This window comes from Metaclostridioides mangenotii (assembly GCF_017873185.1).
Taxonomy (GTDB): Bacteria; Bacillota; Clostridia; order Peptostreptococcales; family Peptostreptococcaceae; genus Metaclostridioides; species Metaclostridioides mangenotii.
The window spans coordinates 1,248,549-1,270,310 of sequence record NZ_JAGGJX010000001.1 but is presented as its reverse complement, the minus strand read 5'-3'; the positions used below and the strand labels follow the sequence as shown (position 1 = coordinate 1,270,310).

General features: G+C 31.1%; 17 protein-coding genes and 1 other annotated feature. Of the genes, 15 read left to right on the top strand and 2 right to left on the bottom strand.

Annotated features, from left to right (window positions below; genetic code table 11):
• The first annotated feature begins 24 nt into the window (after nucleotides 1-24).
• From J2Z43_RS06155 to J2Z43_RS06130, 6 genes are all read left to right on the top strand, one after another.
• Nucleotides 25-960, top strand: a complete 936-nt coding sequence (locus J2Z43_RS06155; RefSeq protein ID WP_209456310.1) for an alanine-tRNA synthetase second additional domain-containing protein — start codon at nucleotides 25-27, stop codon at nucleotides 958-960.
• 368 nt (nucleotides 961-1,328) lie between these two features.
• On the top strand, nucleotides 1,329-3,599 hold the full coding sequence (locus tag J2Z43_RS06150) for an SPOR domain-containing protein (RefSeq protein WP_408631516.1): 2,271 nt from the start codon (nucleotides 1,329-1,331) through the stop codon (nucleotides 3,597-3,599).
• A gap of 74 nt (nucleotides 3,600-3,673) precedes the next feature.
• Nucleotides 3,674-5,998, top strand: a complete 2,325-nt coding sequence (locus J2Z43_RS06145; RefSeq protein WP_209456309.1) for a hypothetical protein — start codon at nucleotides 3,674-3,676, stop codon at nucleotides 5,996-5,998.
• 85 nt (nucleotides 5,999-6,083) lie between these two features.
• Nucleotides 6,084-7,097, top strand: coding sequence for a UDP-glucose 4-epimerase GalE (galE, locus tag J2Z43_RS06140; RefSeq protein ID WP_209456308.1), 1,014 nt, complete (start codon nucleotides 6,084-6,086; stop codon nucleotides 7,095-7,097).
• Between the two features lie 300 nt (nucleotides 7,098-7,397).
• A complete protein-coding gene (locus tag J2Z43_RS06135; RefSeq protein ID WP_327786924.1) occupies nucleotides 7,398-8,108 on the top strand; it encodes an energy-coupling factor transporter transmembrane component T family protein in 711 nt (236 codons plus the stop codon).
• A gap of 23 nt (nucleotides 8,109-8,131) precedes the next feature.
• Nucleotides 8,132-8,959: a DUF169 domain-containing protein gene (locus J2Z43_RS06130; protein ID WP_209456307.1), complete on the top strand. Its 828-nt coding sequence runs from the start codon at nucleotides 8,132-8,134 to the stop codon at nucleotides 8,957-8,959.
• Between the two features lie 131 nt (nucleotides 8,960-9,090).
• On the opposite strand, the gene J2Z43_RS06125 is transcribed toward J2Z43_RS06130, so the two are convergent.
• Complete coding sequence (locus J2Z43_RS06125; RefSeq protein ID WP_234925981.1) at nucleotides 9,091-10,413, bottom strand: NCS2 family permease; 1,323 nt, start codon at nucleotides 10,411-10,413, stop codon at nucleotides 9,091-9,093.
• A gap of 324 nt (nucleotides 10,414-10,737) precedes the next feature.
• Between J2Z43_RS06125 and J2Z43_RS06120 the strand changes: the two genes are divergently transcribed.
• The 7 genes from J2Z43_RS06120 (at nucleotide 10,738) to J2Z43_RS06090 (ending at nucleotide 18,781) form a co-directional block, all read left to right on the top strand.
• On the top strand, nucleotides 10,738-11,043 hold the full coding sequence (locus tag J2Z43_RS06120) for a hypothetical protein (protein ID WP_209456305.1): 306 nt from the start codon (nucleotides 10,738-10,740) through the stop codon (nucleotides 11,041-11,043).
• A 131-nt stretch (nucleotides 11,044-11,174) separates the two neighbouring features.
• Nucleotides 11,175-12,473 (top strand): branched-chain amino acid transport system II carrier protein, encoded by a 1,299-nt coding sequence (gene brnQ / locus J2Z43_RS06115; protein WP_209456304.1) that lies wholly within the window; start codon nucleotides 11,175-11,177, stop codon nucleotides 12,471-12,473.
• A gap of 206 nt (nucleotides 12,474-12,679) precedes the next feature.
• Nucleotides 12,680-13,867 carry a DUF3798 domain-containing protein gene (locus tag J2Z43_RS06110; protein ID WP_209456303.1) on the top strand — a complete coding sequence of 396 codons (1,188 nt, stop codon included), beginning with the start codon at nucleotides 12,680-12,682 and terminating at the stop codon, nucleotides 13,865-13,867.
• Nucleotides 13,868-13,931: 64 nt separating this feature from the next.
• Nucleotides 13,932-15,122 (top strand): MalY/PatB family protein, encoded by a 1,191-nt coding sequence (locus tag J2Z43_RS06105; protein WP_209456302.1) that lies wholly within the window; start codon nucleotides 13,932-13,934, stop codon nucleotides 15,120-15,122.
• Nucleotides 15,123-15,214: 92 nt separating this feature from the next.
• Nucleotides 15,215-15,464, top strand: a binding site (T-box leader).
• A gap of 68 nt (nucleotides 15,465-15,532) precedes the next feature.
• A complete protein-coding gene (gene asnA, locus J2Z43_RS06100) occupies nucleotides 15,533-16,531 on the top strand; it encodes an aspartate--ammonia ligase (RefSeq protein WP_209456301.1) in 999 nt (332 codons plus the stop codon).
• A gap of 265 nt (nucleotides 16,532-16,796) precedes the next feature.
• Nucleotides 16,797-17,183, top strand: coding sequence for a YkvA family protein (locus J2Z43_RS06095; protein WP_209456300.1), 387 nt, complete (start codon nucleotides 16,797-16,799; stop codon nucleotides 17,181-17,183).
• A gap of 386 nt (nucleotides 17,184-17,569) precedes the next feature.
• A complete protein-coding gene (locus tag J2Z43_RS06090; protein ID WP_209456299.1) occupies nucleotides 17,570-18,781 on the top strand; it encodes a dicarboxylate/amino acid:cation symporter in 1,212 nt (403 codons plus the stop codon).
• 142 nt (nucleotides 18,782-18,923) lie between these two features.
• Here the strand turns inward: J2Z43_RS06090 and J2Z43_RS06085 are convergent, their stop codons facing one another.
• Complete coding sequence (locus J2Z43_RS06085; protein ID WP_209456298.1) at nucleotides 18,924-20,003, bottom strand: pyridoxal phosphate-dependent aminotransferase; 1,080 nt, start codon at nucleotides 20,001-20,003, stop codon at nucleotides 18,924-18,926.
• 186 nt (nucleotides 20,004-20,189) lie between these two features.
• On the opposite strand from J2Z43_RS06085, the gene hpt reads away from it, so the two are divergent.
• Nucleotides 20,190-20,714, top strand: coding sequence for a hypoxanthine phosphoribosyltransferase (hpt, locus tag J2Z43_RS06080; protein ID WP_209456297.1), 525 nt, complete (start codon nucleotides 20,190-20,192; stop codon nucleotides 20,712-20,714).
• 94 nt (nucleotides 20,715-20,808) lie between these two features.
• Nucleotides 20,809-21,753 (top strand): phosphatase PAP2 family protein, encoded by a 945-nt coding sequence (locus tag J2Z43_RS06075; RefSeq protein ID WP_209456296.1) that lies wholly within the window; start codon nucleotides 20,809-20,811, stop codon nucleotides 21,751-21,753.
• Nucleotides 21,754-21,762 lie beyond the last annotated feature (9 nt).

The following is a 21,762-nucleotide window of genomic DNA, read 5'->3' as shown; positions in this document are numbered from 1 at the left end:
TATTATAAATTTGGAGATGATTTAATGAGAGCACTGCACGAGTTTCATATATACTCTGTGTACTTTGCCCCGAGGGGAAGAGAGAGGCTTCTAAAGATGGGAGATCAGATTTCACAATGGTATTTAAGTTATGAGGATAGATTAATCGGTATAGTCGGTGACTCCGGAAGTGGTAAATCGCTAATATTAAAGGGGATGTTTCCGGGCGTTGACCTTTCTAATGATGATGATGGACTGGATATACATAAGGTAATGCAGGTTCGCAATGGTCTAGATCAAAATTATAGAAATGCGTCTTATCATATAGATATGAGATTTCAACTGGCTTTTGCACAGATGTATGAAATCGTTGATTTTGTAAAGGGTGCACTAGAAAACGGTAGAAGGGTTATTATTGAACATTTTGATTTGATTTATCCATATTTGAAAATCAATGCAGATTTACTATTGGGTATTGGAGAAGAGATTATAGTAACCAGACCGAACCTGTTTGGCCCTCTGCCTAAAGATATCTACAATATAGTTATATCTTCATTAAAATACCGAAGAATGGCCCATACTGCGGAAGATTTGACTACCTTAGTTTTAACTAAGGATTATGAAAAACCATTTAAGCCAATAAATAGTGATGTCAGGGGTGGATTTATTCTAAACTTTGAGAAAGAACCTGATATTAATATAGAAGAGTTAGAAAATAAAGTAAAAAATATGATATCCAAGAATTTGGACATTAGTTATCGAGATGAAGAACATATATGTATTGGAGAGTCAGAGATAGTGAATTGTACAGGGCCAAGGATACATGTTAGAAACACATCAGAAATAGAAAACTTTAATTTGTTAAAAGAGTTTAAATACGACCGTTCGATAGATTTATACTCTTTAGTAGGAACTGTAGGGAAGCGCAGGACTGACATTGAAGGTGACGATTTAAATAAGATCTTCTGGAAGGAAATGTAATCTATTCAAAGGGATATCAGCGTGATAATATTAGATTATAGCCTTAAGATATAATTAATGTAATATACTTATAAAACCTTATATTGTAAATTTTATATAAAAATATAGTTACCTATATAATTGTACAATTATATAGGTTTTTTATTTGTCTTTTTTAAAAATATAAAAATAAAGTAAAAACTTCTTTTGTAGAAACTTATAAAGTCGTATATAGTAAAAAATGTTATAATAAAATAGTTATCTGAAAAAAATGATATGTTATAATGGAATATGAGTAAGTATGTAATAATTGAAACTTATCTGAATTTTAATTAAAAAGTGAGAAAGATCATTTAACATAGATTACAGTAAAAATACATTGTTGAGGAGTGGAGAATTTGGAAGAAAAGAATAACTTAATAAAAAATACTGTTTTGAATGTAGCATCGAATTTCTTAAAACAAGAGACTAAGATAAATGAAAAAATGGATGCGACTCTAAATAAAAAATTCGAAAAAGTAGATCTAAATGAAAGTAAATATGTTGAACTACTTAAGTTTAATATACTATTCTATAAAACTCTGTCTAGAAACATAGAGCCTTTGATAGGCAAGTGGATAACTGACAAGTACATACCTAATATAGACGAGCTAGAAAAAGATCTTGAATTAATCACCGCAAAATGTAGAAAGTATGTAAATAAAGCCATGAAAGAAGATATAAAGCTACTTAAAGTAGACGATTTAAGAAGCTTCTTGGCTTATGATAAGATGGAGATTAATGAGAAGAAGAGAAGGCTAGAAAAAGATTATAAGGTACTTAATCTATACAAAGATCTTTTAAATATTCTATTTAGAAAAATAAGTTTAGATAGAGATGAATTTGAATTTATATACGATTTAGACTATGTAGAAGTAAAGAGAGATCTTAAAAAAGAAATAATTATATGTGTAAATAAGATATTATCAGATTCAAAAGCAGAAATTGTAGGAGATTCTCTAGATGATGAAGATGAGTTTGACTACTCAGAGGAAATGGAGCTTGTGTCTGAAGAAAAGAACGATCAGTTTAAAGATCACAGTGAGCATTCAGGTATAAACGATGTTGAGGTTACGTATCTAACCAAACTTGGAGGCCTAAGTGCGAATAGCATAGAAAAGTACATAAACAATGAGTACAAGAAAATTTTAAAGCTAGAGGATATAACTAATGATGAAGCTCTAGGATTCGGTACAGAGGGAATAATTGACTTCGCTGCGGGATCTATTATTCTCGAGTTTTTAAATAATAAGAATAGAGACCTAATTGAAGGCGCTATGAGACTAGTAGCAATAGGTGAATTTGGAGAGAAGAACTTCAAGGACTACATGAAATCCATTATTAAGGATGAAACAGTTATAAATCTTGAAGTATGGAACGAAGCTTGTAAGATAATTAAAAAGAATTTTAGCAATATAGTGGGTTCAGAAATCGCATCGAAAAATGTAGCTAGTTTTAATGATATAGATATGGATGAATACGTCTATATGATAAAAAATGCAGATAAAAATAAGCACTTTAAAGATAGCTTTGCTGTAAGAGAGATAGTTACAGCTAAAGAAAAAATCGACAAAAATCAAGCTATGAACGATAATAAAAGCAATAATACTCATCCAGAAGAGACAAAAGTATTTAAAGAACTTGAAATACTTAAATCAATGGGAGAGAAAGATGGAGAAGATGTTGAAAGAAACGAAAAGCATAAGTTTGTTGAATTAGCTGATAGTATTGAGGAAAAAGAAAATTATAAAGAGAGTCATAAGGGTGATGAATTAGAAAATGATGTATATGTACCTGGATTTGAAGATTTAGAAAAATTCAATGAAGAGTACAAAAAAAATACAAGCTTTGGCAATTCAAGCCATAGTGAAGATGAAATAATGTCTGAAGATATAGTAATTAATGAGCAAGTAAGCTCAAATAGCGATGACGAAGACGATAGAGACGTAGATGGTGAAGCCCTTCCGAAGACAAGAAGAGTTAGGGATGCTATAGTAGCCATAGCGGTAGTAGCAGTGGTAGTTGTGATTTACTTTACAACAGTTAAAGGAAGCAATAGACCAGATCAAAGTGCATCAAATAACACTCAAACTCAGAGCCAAAATACAAATAACAGCTCAAATAACAGTTCAAAAAAAGAAGTAGACAAGAAAGCTGCAGCTGAAAAAAAGGCTAAAGAGGCTGAAGCAAAAAAAGCAAAAGAAATGGAAGCTCTAAAAGACGGTGGCGGAGAGTACTACAGAGTGTATGCTGGAGCTCACAATAGTGAGAGTAGTGCTAAAGAAGCTCAGGAGAAGTTTTCTTCTAAGGGAATTGATACTAAAATAGTTAAGAGCAATGGATACTTCAAAATAGATGCAGGCGATTTTGACGATTACAATGAAGCTACTGAAAGAACTAGTGAACTTTCAAAAAAATCGATTGATACGTATATTGCTAAATATGATAAATATTACGACTACAAAATAGATGAATTTAAAAAATCTGCAAAGAAGATGAGTGACGAAGAATTAAAAGAAGAGTACAATGATCTTAAAGACGAATTAAAAGGTAAATCTGGTTCTGCTTACAGAGAATACTCTAAGAACTTAGATGAGATTTACAACGAACTTCAACAATAGTATTGGTGTAAATTATTATTTATTATAGTTAGTGGTGTTTTGTAATTACAAATATCTGTTAGGAGTGTGTAATTATGCTAAAATTAGGTGAAAAAGTTATATATGAATTAGATTCGGACTATTTTGATCTCAAAGGAATAAATGGTTTTTCTAAAACAAATAAAAATCTATTTATAACTAATTTAGGGAATATAGTAATTGGAGAGGGTTCAGATTTAGATGACTTAGTTGGAATTAAGTATATCTACAGTTTTTCTGAAAATAAAGAAAAGCTTGTATCATATTTAAAGGATAATAAAATATTTGTTGAAGGTATAGATTTTTCATTTTATTTGGAGAATGATGGATCTAAAAAAAGAGCTAGAGCGGATTTGAAGATGGTTTTAGGAGTAGTTGATTATGAGATGATCTGCGCTAATCAGAGGGATTTTATATTTGCTATAAAAGATAGTGCAACTATACTCAGCATCGATGGTTCTAAAAACTTTATAGGTGGTATAAATTGTGATCACGAAAAATTCGTATTTATGGGCAGTAAAAATAGATTTGAGATATACTTTTCAGATATTGAGAGGGATGTTGTAGAAAATGGATATGTTTCTTTAAAAGGATACTTTCATATAGAGAGAGAAGGAATTGTAGCAAGATCTATCACAATATTCAACGATAATATAAAAAATATAATTCCATCAAATATAGAGGAAACAGTAAAAGAGAACCATAAAATCGGTAACTTACCTCCAGAATCGGATGTAGTTTTTTGTAAAGTTACTGGCAATATACAGGGTTGTGACTATAAAAACGCAAATACCCTTATGATAAGATTCCAAGGTCAGCTTATATTTATAAATAAAAAGACTAAGAAACAATTACTTTCTGTCGATGAAAATAGATGTTACAAGCTTTCATTAGATAAAGACTTAATTGTGTTCGACGGAAAAAATGTTTTTAATTTATATATAAATGATAAAAATAGAGATATAATGAGAATTGACAGTTTAAATGATATTGAAGACGAAAAAGTCGGTTATACGGGAAACCATACGCCATTTTTTATAGAACAAGTCGATGACAAGCTTAAGATAAGCAAGTATAAGGATTTAGATATACTATCTATAGATGATGAAAAAATTCTAGATATAGTAGTAGACAACAATAAAGTAATTGTAGATAAGGGCTATGTTGAAACCAAGATAGTGTTCCAAAACCAAGTTGTAAGTATGTACTTGAGAAAGACTATGACAGAAAAACTTATAAAGGATACATATAGATTTTCAAAAGAATCACTTCTGAAAGAAATGACTACCGAAGTCGTTTTTGACAACTGGGCAAAAGCTATGAATGATATGCTTCTTTACAATTTCTTCTCTAATATGTTCTATATAAAAGAAGAATTAGATAAAAGTTTGGCTAGTCAATTAAATGATGAAATCAGAATCGATTTAGTCAATAAACTTTATCGAGATATACAAATTCAAAAAAATGACTTAGATTTGATTTCAGCTTACTATCCTAGAGTAATAGAATCTCAAAATAATTCTATGTTAGGTAAATTTGGGGTAGACTTTAATAGCGATACATTTAATGTTTTACTTAGTATAAAAAGTGTGGCTTTAGATTTGTTAGATAAATTTTATAGACACTTAAATCAGATAGAAGATAGTCTCAATAAAATTATATTTGTTATCTCTGAGGATGAGCATAAAAAGTACAATTACAGAATGCTTAAAGAAACTGATAGCGATAAACTAGATATATTTTTAAGACAAGCATCAAAAAAGCTAAATCATTTAGTAAAAGATATGTACCCATACTATATTGAAGAAGCTAGCCTATCGATAAAAAGTGTTTTTGACTCATTAAAGAAATACTATGTAGATATAAAAAGCGATGGTATAAAAGATATATTATTTGATAAAATCACAGAGACATATGTATTTAAGCAATTACCTATAAATGAAGAGACAAATTATAGAAGAAAAGATATAATTGAAGATATGTACAAGCTTATAGGGAATGGACTAAACAATTTGGATAATAAAAAGTTCTTTATTGGAGAAAATACATATATTACAAATTCTACTGTGTGGAATCTGGAATATAAATTATTAGATTTAAGCTCTCAAGATAGAGATGAGACATCTTCTTACATTGAAGTTGATTTGGATAAAGAGATCTATGAAAATTTAGTAGAAGAAGAGAGCATCGATGAAATAAGTGGGGATGAGAGTATACTAAGAGAAATTATAACAGAAATGGATATAGACGATGAATCTAGTATAGATATGGCATATCAAGAGCTTGATGTGGATATTGACGAATTAGATTCGGATTTAGACGATGTAGATTTTGATATAGATATAGATGACGATATAAAAGAGCTATTAGATGATATATAAGGCTCAATTAGAAAATATTAGTAAAATATTTACAAAATATGATAAAATTAAGATGAGAATCAAAGTTTAGGAAAGAGGTAAAAAAATGACAGTTTTAGTAACCGGAGGCGCAGGGTATATTGGAAGCCATACCTGTATAGAATTGTTAGAGGCAGGTCATAATGTTGTCATAGTAGACAACTTGTGCAACAGCAATAAGATTGTTGTAGATAGAATTGAAGAATTGTCTGGAAAGAAACCTGTATTCTACGAATTCGATGTAACTAATGTGGAAAAAATGGAGACGGTTTTTAGAGAACAAAAAATAGATTCTATAATACACTTTGCGGCTTTAAAAGCAGTTGGAGAGTCTGTAAAAAAGCCTATTGAATACTACAGCAACAACCTTATAAGCACGTTAGTGCTATTCGATTTAATGAAGGCTTTCAACGTGAAAAATTTTGTTTTTAGTTCTTCAGCTACAGTTTATGGAGAACCGGAGACTTGTCCTATATTGGAGGATTTCCCACTATCAGTGACAAATCCATACGGAAGAACAAAGCTAATTATAGAAGAAATGCTAACAGATATATATAAGTCTGATCATTCTTTTAACATAGCACTTCTTAGATACTTTAATCCTGTAGGTGCGCATAAAAGTGGTAGAATAGGCGAAGAGCCAAATGGTATTCCAAACAACTTAATGCCTTATATTACTAAAGTGGCAATTGGAACATTACAAGAATTAAGTGTGTTTGGAGGAGATTATCCTACTCACGATGGAACTGGGGTAAGGGATTATATACATGTACTAGATTTAGCATCTGGACATGTGAAAGCACTTGAAAAACTAAAAGAAAATCCAGGACTTGTAATATACAATTTAGGTACAGGTAAAGGCTACAGTGTAATTGATTTAGTAAAAGCTTTCTCAGAAGCTAGTGGGAAGGATATTCCATACAAGATAACGGACAGAAGAGATGGAGATGTAGCTATTTGCTATGCAGATTCTTCTAAAGCATATAAAGAACTTGGTTGGAAAGCTAAATACCAATTAGATGAAATGTGCAAAGATTCATGGAGATGGCAAAAAATGAATCCAAATGGTTATGAAGATTAATTATAAATGATTTGATTGTAAGTAATTTGATTATAAGTAATTTGATCTTAAATAGTACAATTATAAATAGTTTAATTTTAAATAGCAAAAAGCATTGAGATATGGAATTATAAAATCCACAACTTAATGCTTTTTTATTTTTAAATTTATTTTATAAAGTTGATTTTGTGAACTTGAGTTAAATAACGCTTATAGATAGAAAATAGCTATATTTGTGCAGTTGATTATCCGAAATTTGTATACAAATTTTGGATACAAATTTAACTATATTATATATAATATTATTTGGTATAGAATAATTTGTCGACTTTAAGTGTAGTTACTTTGATTGGTTCATTTGAATTTATGCCATTTCTACCCCTTGTTTTAACATTACTGGCTTTAATTACAATAGTTTTATTCAGCGACTTAAAGATGTTAGATCTATTTAAAGCGGTAAAAGTATTTATAATAATGTCTATAGGTTATATGGGATTTATATTATTAGCTAGATATATTAGCGGTCAGCCTCTTATGATTATTACGGTTTTGGGATTAGGTTTTAAAATAATTTTAATAAGCGTTTACTCAGCAATATTTGTAAAGACTACTGATCCTACTGAGTTAGTTATATTGCTTATAAAGTACTTTAAAATTAGTCCGAAATTTGCATACGCATTTTTAACTGCATACAGATTTTTACCAACATTTAAGGAAGAATTTGAAATCATTAAACACGCCCACCAAGTAAGAGGTATAGAAGAAAGCAAAAATATTTTATTAAAGATATGGAATACAAAAAGATACATTATTCCTATGATGGCTAACGCAGTTCGTAAAGGGATAAGAATATCTATGTCTATGGAGACGAGAGCATTTGGAAAAACAAAAAGTAGAACTTACTATAGAAAACTGACTTTACACAAAGATGAAATAATTTATACATTAATTTACATTTTAGCAGTATTGTCAATTACTTTGATTCTTTCATATTTTGGGCTTACTAATTTAGGTCTAAAATTTGTTTCATAAATATATAAGAGGGGGTGATGAATATGCCAATTAAGAATAAAGCAATATCCTATGGTCTACCACAAGATAAATTCAACACAGAGCTTGTAAAGGAATACTGTGAGGATCTAAATTGTATACTGGATATGCCAAGGAAGCCTGTTGGGGTAAAACTTTTATTTACAGAGGAAGAATACGACGATATAGAATGGAAAGAGCCAGGAGGGCAACTTGCTTACTGTTGTATAGTTGAAAAAGCTACTAGGGGAATGTCGTTTAAAGCTAGATTAAAACACATAAACTGCGATGGAGGTACAACTGCACTAGCTTTAGAGCCATCAACGCCTAGAATAGAATCTGGTGCTGAGTATTTTTCATATAATTTATACGCTACTCAAGCCACAGCTAGAAGAGTAAGAGAAGGAGTTAAAGGACTTTATAGAACTGGATCACCTACTTATGGAATTGCAGTAGCACCATTAGAAGATTTTGAGATTACACCAGACGTAGTTATACTTATAGTAAATCCATATCAAGCGATGAGATTGCAACAAGGCTATGTATATCATACAGGAGAAAGAATAAACTCAACAGTAGCAGCAATGCAAGGTATATGCTCAGAGGTGACTGTTGAGCCGTATATGGAAGGAAGAATGAATATATCTACTCTATGTCCAAGTACTAGATTCTTGGCTAAATGGAATGCTGAAGAGATGGCGATTGGGATACCTTTTGAGAAATTTACTAGCACTGTTGAGGGAGTATTAGCCACTTTAAACACAACTGACAATGTAGATAAAAAAGAAGAAATAGCTAAGAGGTTTAAAGAGAAAAATAAAGATGCTAGTTTCATTACATATGACGTACAATAATATGCAAAAAATATATAACAAATAATACAAAAAAATATACTAAATTAGTAAGCAAAAAGAGAGCTGGGGAAGCTCTCTTTTTGCTTTACTAATGATTAAATTAAAATTAAAAACATTATATTATCTTAGGATTAAGTTAACATCAAGTTTACTGCTGCTAAAATTCCGATTATCCAAAGTGTGATGCTTATCTTATTAGTCTCTTTAGCTACTATGTGCATAAGTACATAGGATATAAATCCGAAACATAGTCCAGTACTTATACTGTAAGTAAGAGGCATCATTATTATTGTTAAAAATCCTGGTACAGCGATCTTCATATCCGTAAAGTCTATATTTTTAATGTTTTGGAACATAAACACTCCAACCATTACTAATGCTGGTGAAGCTGCATATGTTGGAACTATTCCCAATAGCGGAGTAAATATCAAAGCAAGTATGAATAGAGACGATGTTACTACTGTTGCAAGTCCAGTTCTCGCTCCTGCTGCAATACCTGATGCTGATTCAGCATAAGTAGTTACAGTACTAGTACCTAAGAATGAACCTAAGATTGTTGCAGATACGTCTGCGTAAAGCATTTTATCTAATCCTTTTATGTTTCCGTCTTTGTCCTCTAACCCCATTTTCTTACAACAAGTAATTAATAGTGATAGAGAATCGAATAAATCTATAAACATAAAAGAGAAAATTGGTCCGATTAATGAAAATTTAAGTGCCGCCATAATATCTAATTTAAAGGCTATTGGAGCTATACTTGGTGGCATAGATATAATTGCTTTTGGTAATTCTGTAAAACCAAATATTATTGAAATTATTGTAGTAATTATTATACTTATCAGAATACTTCCTGTAACCTTTTTATATTCTAGGGCAGCCATAAGTGCAAGACCTAAAATTGATATCAAAACTGTTGGAGTAAATTTACCCATAGCTACAATAGTGTCAGGATTTGAAGTTACAAGTCCCATACTTTTAAGCCCAACGAATGATATAAAAAGACCGATACCTGCCGCAGCTGCCTGAGCTAAATCTTTTGGTATAGCGTCTGCTACAGCTTTTCTAAGTCCAGTTACAGCTAGAACTAAGAACACACATCCAGATAAAAATACAACACCTAGAGCTGTTTGCCATGGTATGCCGGCTCCAAGTACTAATGAGTATGTGAAAAAGGCATTTAATCCCATACCAGGCGCCAATGCGAATGGTGCATTTGCTATAAGTGACATTATCAATGTACCGATTGCTGATGCTAATATAGTAACTGTTATAAGTGCTGCTTTGTCCATTCCAGTAGTTGATAGTATTGCGGGATTTACGAATACTATGTACGCCATAGTTAAAAATGTAGTTATTCCGGCAATTACCTCAGTTTTGATATTAGAACCACGCTCACTTATTTTAAAGTGCTTGTCCAAAAAAACTGAAAGCTGACCATTATTGTTATTTGACATTGCTTCATATACCTCCATGTGTTATTTATAACTTTTTATTTATATTTTGTATTATAAACCAAAATAAGATTATTTGCAATAAATAAACGTATAATATTCGTGTTTATCACTTTAAGAACAGGCAAAGGGATATTAAAACAAAATAATATTCGTATTTATTGATCAGATTTTAGATATCTAATGATAGAAATTGATCGTTTAGATCATAGTTTGATTCTATAGCTTCTAAAAATATTTTATTATAGTATTTTGTTCATTTTTCAAGTATTATATTAATAGTTTATAGTATTGGAGGGAATATATAAGTGGTAAAATTAATAAATATTGATAAGCCAAAAATATCAGAGGTACTTACTTAGACATCAGACGTTTACGAGGAATTGCGGAGTAAATATAGTTCAATCTGATTTTTCTGAAGCTGTATTTCAAGAAATAAAAAATGAAAAATTTGCTGTGGATCAAGTTGAATTAAATCGAGCTATTTTTACAGGATCAAAGTTAAAAAATCTAGATATATCATCGAGCAGTATAGAGGATATAGATGTTCGTATTGAAGATATAAGAGGTGTTAAATGCAGTGTTGCTCAAGCATTAGATTTTACTAGATTTATGGAAATTAAAATCAAATAAAAAAAGAATATATTTAACAGAAAATTTAATCTATTTAATGAAATCTAAAAAATTGACAAAATTCTGCAAATTATATTATACTTTATTTCTGGGATAAAAAAATTAATTAATTTAGGATTGGAGGTTGGCTTATGAGTAAACAGATGAAAGACATTATAATAGTAGGATTTGCACTTTTTTCAATGTTCTTTGGAGCTGGTAATTTATTGTTTCCACCGTATTTAGGTTTAGTATCTGGGCAGAATTGGCTTTTATCAATATTTGCGTTTGTTTTAGCAGATGCTGGTATCGCACTTTTAGTTATAATCGCTTCAGCTAAGTGTTCGGGAAGTCTTGACGATATACTTTCTAGGTCAGGTAAAACTTTAGCAAGAATTATAAGTATTGCAGCGCTTTCGTGTCTTGCTCTACTAGTAATACCAAGAACAGCGGCGACAACTTACGAAATGGGAATAATGCCTATAATAGGTGATTTTGGAAGTCTATCAAGAATAATTTGTTCGATGATATTCTTTGCGCTTACACTTGTTTTAACAATAAAAGGTTCAAGAGTAATCGACATTATAGGTAAGTTTCTAACACCTGCATTATTATTAGTACTATTTATATTAATTATTAAAGGAATTATTACTCCAATAGCGGATCCAAATCCAGCACAGTTGATAGATCGAAATTTATTTGCAGAAGGATTTACGCAAGGATATCAGACTATGGACGCGTTGGGCGCTGCTTCAATGGCAACTATTATGTTGTTATCTTTAGCACATAAAGGATATACAGACGAAAAACAAAAAATAAGCATGACTATTAAATCCGGGGTAGTAGCTTGTGTATTCTTAGGTCTTGTGTACGGTGGTCTTGCATTCTTAGGATCTACAGTATCTACGATGTTTGGTACAGATGTACCACAAGCGTCTTTACTAGTTGAAATCACAAACTTACTATATGGATATACTGGCAAAGCTATACTTGGTCTTATAGTAGCACTTGCTTGTTTGACTACTGCAATAGGGCTTACTTCTGCTATAGCAAACTATTTTGCCGGAATAACAAAGATCAAGTATGAGCAATATGTAATTGGAATATGTGTGGCAAGTACAGTAATAGCAAACTTAGGTGTTGATTTTATAATTACGTTTTCAGTACCGATACTTCAACTTGTATATCCAGTACTTCTTGTGTTAGTATTGATGACTCTTGCAGGAGCTCACATTAAAAATGACAATGCCTTTAAAGGGGCTGCATATGCGACACTAGCTACGAGCATGTTTAATATACTTTACAGTTTGACTGGTATATGTGGATTTATAAATCAAATTCCACTTACAGATTTAGGTTTCAACTGGATTATACCAGCAGTAATATTTGGGCTGATAGGATCTTTTATAAATATAGGATCAAACAATCATTCTCAAAAGGCTGAAAGTTAAAAAATAAAGTGAATTAGAAAAGCTTGTGAATTTATATAAAAACCTATGAAGAGCTCAAAGAAAATTTTGAATTCTTAATAGGTTTTTTTTGATGCTATCATTCCTATATAAATTTGACATAAAATATGATAAAATTATAAGATAGTTAATTTGTTGATATTAATATAATTTGCGATAATTTAATGCAATCAGGAGGCTTTATAAATATGTTTAAAAAAGTTACAGCACTACTGATGACGATGACATTAGTGGTTATGACGTCAGGATGTAGTATGTTGACAAAGAATAAAAATAAAAAAGAAGAAGTAAAAGATTTTAAGGTTATTGTGTTTACCGAAAGTAAAAGTGCAAATAAGGATCAATACAATGCCGTAAATACTTTAGTAAAAGACTTTAAAGAAAAGAACAAATTAAAAGAAGATGAGAAAGGCAAGAAGAAGCCAAAGAAGGAGATAATTCACGAAGTTCTTCCAGCGAATTTTGAAAATAATCCATATGAAACTGAAAAGAAGATAGATAAATTTACAAAGGATAAAACTGTACAAGCATTTGTAATTGCTACAGATAAGCCAGGTCTTTTACTTGCTTTAAAGAATGTTAAAAAGAAAAGACCTGAAGTAATAACTATGTCTGCACCAATGGGAGAGAGTGTAAACGATTTAAGTGAATATGTAGATGTGAACTTAGGAATGAATCCAAAGCAGAGAGCTATTTCGATGGTTAAATTAGCTAAAAAGCTTGGAGCAAGGACGTTTGTCCACTACTCAACACCACAAGATCTAACTGATAAGAAAATATTAGAAAGAAAAGATCAAATTAAAATTGCTTGTATAGATGAGCAAATAGGATTTGTGGAAATCGGACTACCGGACTATACAAATGACCAAGAGAAAAAGGCTATGAAGGATTTTTTAGAGAAAGATATTGATAGCCAAGTCAAAAAATTTGGTATAGACATAAATGTGTTTGGAGCTAATGAAGATTTAGATACTATTATACTCGACAAAGCTAAGGATTTAAAATATATTGTAGCTGAGCAAAGTACTCCAAATCCAACTAAGAGTTATCCAGAAGTTATGGGATTTAAAGTTGCTAAAAAGGATGAGGAAAACTACGAGAAGTTAAATGATAAAATAAGCGAAGGTGCAAAAAAATATGGTCTATCTAGCAGGCTTGGAGGATACACAATGCCTTATAATGTATTCTTGACAATGTTTGCTACAGAATTAGCTGTAGAGATGGTTACAGAAGACCTTACTCAAGAAGATGTATGCGATGATGAGTATTTAGAAGCTTTTGCAGAGATTAGGTTCGGAGTTGGGACAAAGTTTGAAGATTTTAGTGATACAATTTATAATTATCAACTTATGGGTCTAGATCCGTTAATATATTAAGTAGCTTGCCGCAAAATATATTGATTTAAAAACTATGATTTTTAACTTTCTTGGAGGTGTTTGAATGGGTAAGTATGATTTTGACAAAATAGTAGATAGAATAGGTACAGATTCTGTGAAGTGGGATTTTAGAACTATGTGCTCTCCTAAGGCTCAAAAGGATGGTCTACCTCTGTGGGTTGCCGATATGGATTTTGAATGCGCTGATCCTATAATAAAGGCGCTACACGATAGAGTTGATCATAAGATTTTTGGCTATAGCTCTAATAATTCTGGTGAGTATTTTGATGCGTTTTGCAATTGGTACAAAAGAAGATTTGGCTGGGAGATAGATAGAAAAAGTGTTGTATTCGCTCCTGGTGTTGTTCCTGCATTAGCTATACTAGTTAGAATTCTTACAAATCCTGGGGATGGGGTTATTATACAAAGACCTGTTTATTATCCTTTTACTAATAAGATTGAAAAAAATGATAGAAAAGTTATAAATAACTCTTTGATTTATGATGATGGTACATATAAAATGGATTATGATGATTTAGAAGAAAAAGCAAAGGATCCAAAGAATAAGGTTTTAATTTTATGCAGTCCTCATAATCCAGTCGGTAGGGTTTGGAGTGAAGACGAGCTTATAAGAGTAGTTGATATATGTAAAAAACACGATGTATGGATAGTTGCTGATGAAATACACTCTGACCTTGTAAGAAAGGGAATTAAGCATACACCGATACAGTTACTTTGTGATGATTACAAGGATAAGATTGTGACTTGTGTTGCTCCAAGTAAATCTTTTAACTTGGCAGGAATGCAATCATCAAATATTATTATAAATAATGCTGAACTTAAAAAGAAATATCTAGATGAGGTAGTTTCAACTGGTGGGGTACATTCTCCAAATCCTTTTGCGATAGTATCTACAGTAGCGGCGTATAATGAAAGCGAAGACTGGCTTGATGAATTAAACGATTATCTAGATAAAAATATTGATTTTATTAAAGAGTATTTAGAGAATAACCTTCCTAAGGCGAAGTTGATTTATCCAGAGGGAACTTACTTAGTGTGGATAGATTTGACTACTTACGGATTAAGCGAAGTGGAACTTGAAGACCTGATGTTTAAAAAAGCAAATATTCTTCTTGATGAGGGATATATATTTGGAAAAGAGGGAATTGGTTTTGAAAGAATCAATGCAGCTTGCCCAAAATCAATACTTGAGGAGTGCTTAATTAGAATGAAGGATGCACTTGACTCATTATAGGATTTAAAACAATATTTAAAAAATTCAAAATAAAATGTATTGACAAAAGATAATTAATATCTTATTATAGTCAATAAGAATTAATAGACCTGATAAAGACTTTGAAGGGAAGAGTAAATACGGTTTAGAGTTTTAGCGAATTGGTGATGGTGAAAGACCAATAACAATATCTGTATTGAAGAACGTCCCGGAGTTTCTAACCGAAAGCTTTTAGTTAGTAGGCTTAGACGGAGCCAAACCGTTACAATATTGGAATGTATCGAGATAATCTGTACATATGAGAGAGTTTAATTATAAACTAATTCGGGTGGTACCGCGGAAGAGTAGCCTTTCGTCCCTTTATAGGGATGAGGGGCTTTTTTTATTGAAAATTATTAGATATAAATTTATATTATAAGGAGTGTAGCGACATGAAAAAGATAATACCAGCAGGATATAAAAGCGATTTGGGAACTTTAGAAACTCAAATAGCTATAAAAGAATTAAAGGACTTTTTTGAGTCTAATTTAAGTAAAGAATTAAATTTAACGAGGGTATCTTCACCGTTATTTGTTCTACCAGAGACTGGGGCAAACGACAATCTTAATGGAGAAAAAGCAGTTAATTTTGATATTCCTTTTATGGGAAAAAACGCTGAAATAGTGCAATCTCTTGCTAAGTGGAAGAGACTTGCCCTAAAGAAATACGGATTTCCAGTAGACAGTGGAATATACACTGATATGAACGCTATAAGAAAAAATGAAGAGCTAGATAATATACATTCACTTTACGTGGATCAATGGGACTGGGAATTTGTAATCGATAAAGAGAGCAGAAATATAGATAAATTAAAAGAGACGGTTAGCAGACTATACAAAGTGTTTAAGAACACAGAAGAGTATGTATGCGGTCTTTACGATATAAAACCGATTCTTCCAGAAGAAATATACTTTTTAACTTCTCAGGAACTACTTGATATGTATCCTGATTTAGATCCAAAAGAGAGAGAAAATGCAATAGTAAAAGATAAGAAAGCTGTATTCTTGATGCAAATAGGAGTTACATTAACTTCAGGGCAAAAACATGATGGAAGAAGTCCAGATTATGATGACTGGGAATTAAACGGAGATATACTATTCTATAACCCAGTACTCGATGAAGTTTTAGAACTATCATCAATGGGAGTTAGAGTAGATGAAGAGACTTTAGACAATCAGTTAAATATAACTGGATGTCAGGACAGAAAAGAACTTGACTACCATAAGATGTTACTTAATGGAGAGCTTCCATACACTGTAGGTGGAGGTATTGGCCAGTCTAGAATATGTATGTTCTTCTTGAGAAAAGCTCATATAGGAGAAGTTCAAGTTGGAATATGGCCACAGTATATGATAGATGAATGCAAAGCATCTGGAGTTAGATTATTATAATATAAATTTTAAGACTGTATTTATACATACCTATGGGTTATGGTACAGATTTACAAGTTCAATATCTCAATTATCACTAATGCAGTTTCGTATTATACTATTTCATCAGATTAAAAATGGCAAAATGTAGGTGCATAATAAAACCTTGTTTACCTTAATTTATAATGGTACAATTTAATTACTATTAGATAAATAAAAAATTAAATGAGATATGGGGCTAGTGATGAAAATCAAACACACGTAGTCAGCTTGGAAGGTGATAAATATGGATATTTTCATTAATATATTAAACAGAATTTTAGATTTCTTTAAGAAAATACTAGTTCGATTTAAAAATGCAAAATTTGGGATTTTATTTATTACAGATATATTCAAACTGCCAGAATTTTTATTTGACGCAAGAGCGAGTATATTTAGCAAAATGAAAGTAATTGGTTCGTTTGTATTCACTTTAGTATATTTTGGCTCTCCTGTAGATCTAATGCCAGAAGCTATTTTCGGAGGATTTGGATTTATCGATGATCTAATAATTCTGATTTGGTTTTTAGGGATTATGAGCGAGGAAATACAAAAGTACAAAAAGAGTATTGGCGGAGCAAAAGATCCAAACGTTATAGACGATGTAAATTTTAAAGTAAAAGATGAAGATTAATGTCGAGGTTGAAGTTGAAGCCATAATTTAGTTCGAAATCGAGTTAAAAAATGAAATCAAAAATATTCTTAAATAAAAGACCTATATATAGTTTAGAATCAAAATAGCTGTTTCAAAATAATTTGAAACAGTTTTTTTTATGTAAATATAATTAAATAGAACGAAATCAAAAGTTATGTTTTAATTATTTTTTTAAAAATTTGATATATTTTAAATTTAGGAAAATTAGACATAATCTTGACTAGAGTGATTAAATTTACTATGATATAGATATTGCATTTGTTAAAATGATGTTATATTTGTTAGAAATGTAATGAAAATGTTATATTTGTTAGAAATGTAATGAAACCGTTAACTATGCAAAAAAATCAAGGGGGAAAAGAATTATGAAAAAGAAAAAATTAGGTTTGGTACCTAAGCTAATTTTAGGTATCATAGCCGGTATTCTTATCGGTAGCTTTTTACCAAAAGGATTCGTTCAAGTTTTAGTTACGATCAGTACTCTGTTTTCTGCATTCTTACAATTTGTTATACCATTTATAATTATTGGATTTGTAACAGCTGGTATAGCAGAACTAGCTACTGGAGCAGGAAAATTATTGGGAATAACAACTGCAATATCTTATAGTTCAACACTAATAGCAGGTCTTATAGCTTTTACTATTGCAACATTAGTATTCCCATCGTTTATAGACCCTAGCGCTGCTAGTCTAATAGGCGATCCAGAGGCAGGAATGTTATCTGCAATATTCACGATACCACTTGAGCCAATGGTAGATGTAACTGCTGCGATAGTGTTTGCATTTATGATGGGTCTTGGGATATCAGCACTTAGAAATAATGGAAAAGGAGAAGTAATGTTTAATTTCTTCCAAGATTTCCAAGAAATAGTTACTAAAACGTTGTCAACTGTAATTATACCTTTATTACCATTATACATAGCTGGTACGTTTGCCAATATAACTTACGCAGGACAAGTTTGGAATATACTTAATATATTCTGGCGAGTGTACTTAATTGTTATACCTCTGCACTTAATATACGTTGCTTGTATGTTTGTAGCTGCAGGAGCTTATTCAGGTAAGAACCCTTTCCAACTTATAAAAAATCAAGTACCAGGTTATTTAACAGCTATAGGAACTCAATCATCTGCGGCTACTATACCAGTTAACGTGGAATGTGCTGAAAAGAACGGAGTAAGCAAGCAGATAAGAGAGTTTGTTGTTCCACTTTGTGCTACTATACATCTAGCTGGAAGTATGATATCTATCACTTGCTTTACAGTTGCTGTTTTAATGATGAACGGTATGCCATTCGGGCCGGCAGTAATATTCCCATATATTGCTATGCTAGGAGTTGCTATGGTTGCAGCGCCGGGAGCACCAGGTGGAGCGATAATGAGTGCACTTCCATTCTTACCAATGGTTGGAATACCTTCAGATGGAGGATTAGCAAGTTTAATGATAGCTTTATACTTAACTCAAGACAGTTTCGGTACTGCTGCCAATGTATCTGGAGACAATGCAATAGCTGTAATTGTCGATAAGATAAACAACAATCTTAATAGAAAAAATGGCGGAAAAGAAAAGACTGCCTAGTCTCAATCGAGAATATTTAATCTCGAAAAAAGTACAAAAAAATAATACAAATATTTTAAACATAAGTAAGGGATGAACAAGTTGTTTTTAGACTTGTTCATCCCTTAATTTTTTGAAGTAAAATACCTATAAATTCTATCGACTAATTACAGAAAATTTCATTTAACGATTTAATTAAAAGCTTATTCTCTTCGTGCTTTAATGTACACACCCTAAAGAAACATTCATCCAACCCTTCAAATGAAGCACAGTCTCTGACAATAATCTTATTTGGAATAAGCTTCATTCTAAGGTCAGCAGCAGTCATAAGACCGGATTTTATCTTGCAAAGTATAAAGTTTCCTTGAGTATCAAAAGCTTCGATTTTATCTATTTTACCTAGTTCGTTTAAAAGATATGATCTCTCATCGCTTATAGCATTTATTGTTTCGCTTATATAGCTTTCATCTGCAAACATTATTTCGCCCATATTAGATGCGATAACATTTATATTCCACAGATCCATATGGCTTTGGATTTTATTTTTAATATCGTCATTTGAAATAAGTCCGTATCCAAGTCTAATTCCAGGAGTAGAGAAAAATTTAGAAGTACCTCTAATTACAAAAAGATTTGGATAATCGTCTACTAACTGTGTAGCTGAGTAGATATCGGTATCAGTAAACTCGATGTAAGTCTCATCAACCATTATAAATGTATCTGTTGATTTTAGTATTTTTTCAAGTTCAGTTTTAGTAAAAGCAAATCCCGTTGGATTGTTGGGATTGCAGATGACTATAATATCGTACTTGTTGTTTGATATATGGGAAATTAAGTTGTCCACATTTATTTTGAAGTTATCTTCAGATTTATTGAAGTACTTATCAATTTTTGATCCAATCAAGTTTAGTTCTTTTTCGTACTCAGAATAGGCAGGAGATAAAAGCAGTGATTTTTTTGGCTTAATTGTGTTTATATACTGAGATATAAGTTCTGTAGCACCACTTCCAAGTATCATGTTTTCTTTTTTACATTTACAGTATCCTGATATAGATTTTTTTAAATTTATATAATCAGGGTCTGGGTACATAGATACAAAATCTATATTATTTATAATAAAATCTTTTGCTTTTTGGGATGCCCCAAAAGGATTTATATTCGAGCTAAAGTCCATAAACTCTTCTTTAGAGAATCCATATTTTCTAGATAGATCGTACAAATTTGCACCATGGTTATTTTTCATTTTAAATCCTCCATTATTATTATCTATTTGATATAGTAATTATAATATAAATAATAGTTTATTCCAAATTTTTATCAAAAATTTAAATTATATCTAATTTAGCATCAAAATATCTGAAATTTATTCAATTTGAGATTTTCATATGTTATACTTTATATGAGTTGATTTTTGAAACGGAGGATAAAAATGTATAAGATCACAGGGGTAATGTTGTCAGAAGAAGAGATAAAAGCTAAAGTAATTGAATTAGCAAAACAAATAGAGAAAGATTATAAAGGTGAAGATGTCCTTGTAGTTGGAATCTTAAAAGGAGCAAGTGTATTTGTTGCAGATCTAATCAGATGTATCGATTTAGATGTAAATATCGATTTTATGAGCGTATCTAGTTATGGTGCAGGGACTCAAACATCAGGTTCAGTTAAAATATTAAAGGATCTAGATGTAAATATCGAAGGAAAAAATGTTTTAGTAGTTGAAGATATAATAGATTCAGGTCTTACACTTAGCAACTTGGTTGCGACTTTAGAGACTAGAAAGCCAAAGTCTTTAAAACTATGTACACTTTTGGACAAACCAGAAAGACGTACAGCAGATATATATGTAGATTATGTAGGATTTGTTATTGAAGATAAATTTATAGTTGGATATGGAATTGACTATGATGAGAAGTATAGAAATCTACCTTATATAGCTATAGTAGAAGATATATAAGATTTAAGTGTTTAAATACAGAGGCTTACCTTAATTGGTAGGCTTTTACTTTTTAGTTTTTTGTGAATTTTAAATAATTTACTAGGAGATAAATATGGATATTCAAATGGATATACTACTGTTTTTGCAAAGTATTAGATCAGATTTTTTAAATATGCTATTTCTAATGTTTTCAATTAGTGCTGAAGTTATTATAGTGTTTATAACTGCTATTGTATACTGGTGCATAAATAAAAAATTTGGACAAAAGATTTTGTTTTCACTATGTGGTAATATAGCATTAAATTCTTTTATAAAGGAATTTGTAAGGGCTCCTAGACCAATTGGTAGCCCAGGGTTAAAGTCGTTGAGAGTGGAGACTGCAGGAGGTTATTCGTTTCCGAGTATGCACACGCATATGGCAACAACATTTTGGATTAGCATTTCAAATTGTTTTAAAAAGAAGTTTTTATATGTAATTGCATTCATTATGATAGTAGGTGTTGGAGTATCAAGACTGTATTTAGCAGTACATTGGCCAGTAGATGTACTTTTCGGTTGGATTTTCGGCATAATTTTTACAATTTTACTTGGAAAAGTTTTTGACTACGTGGATGGTACAAAAAACTACACACCTATGATTTTAATGTTTATAGCGTTTTTTGTATACGTTTTATTTATACAGAGTCATGAGTTTTTAAAAATGTTTGGTGTATATACAGGGTTTATAATTGGATATATCGTAGAAGATAAGTATATAAATTTTAGTACAGATTTAAGTAGAAAATCAAGACCTGGAGTAATCGGAGGAAAGTATGGAAGATTTTCCAGCAGAAGGTCAGTAAAAGAATTAGCAGAAATGTACGTCAAGAGACTAGTTTTTGGGCTTTTTACTCTAGGAGCTTTATATATTATATTAAAATTTTTAACAGTTTTTATAACTGGCAATTTAGGTTTGGAGTTTTTAAGCTGGATTCTTGACTATACAAGGTATGCAGCGGTTGTTTTTTACGCAATAGCAGGAGCACCTGCGCTTTTTAAGGTTATTAAATTAGATTAGAAGAGAGTG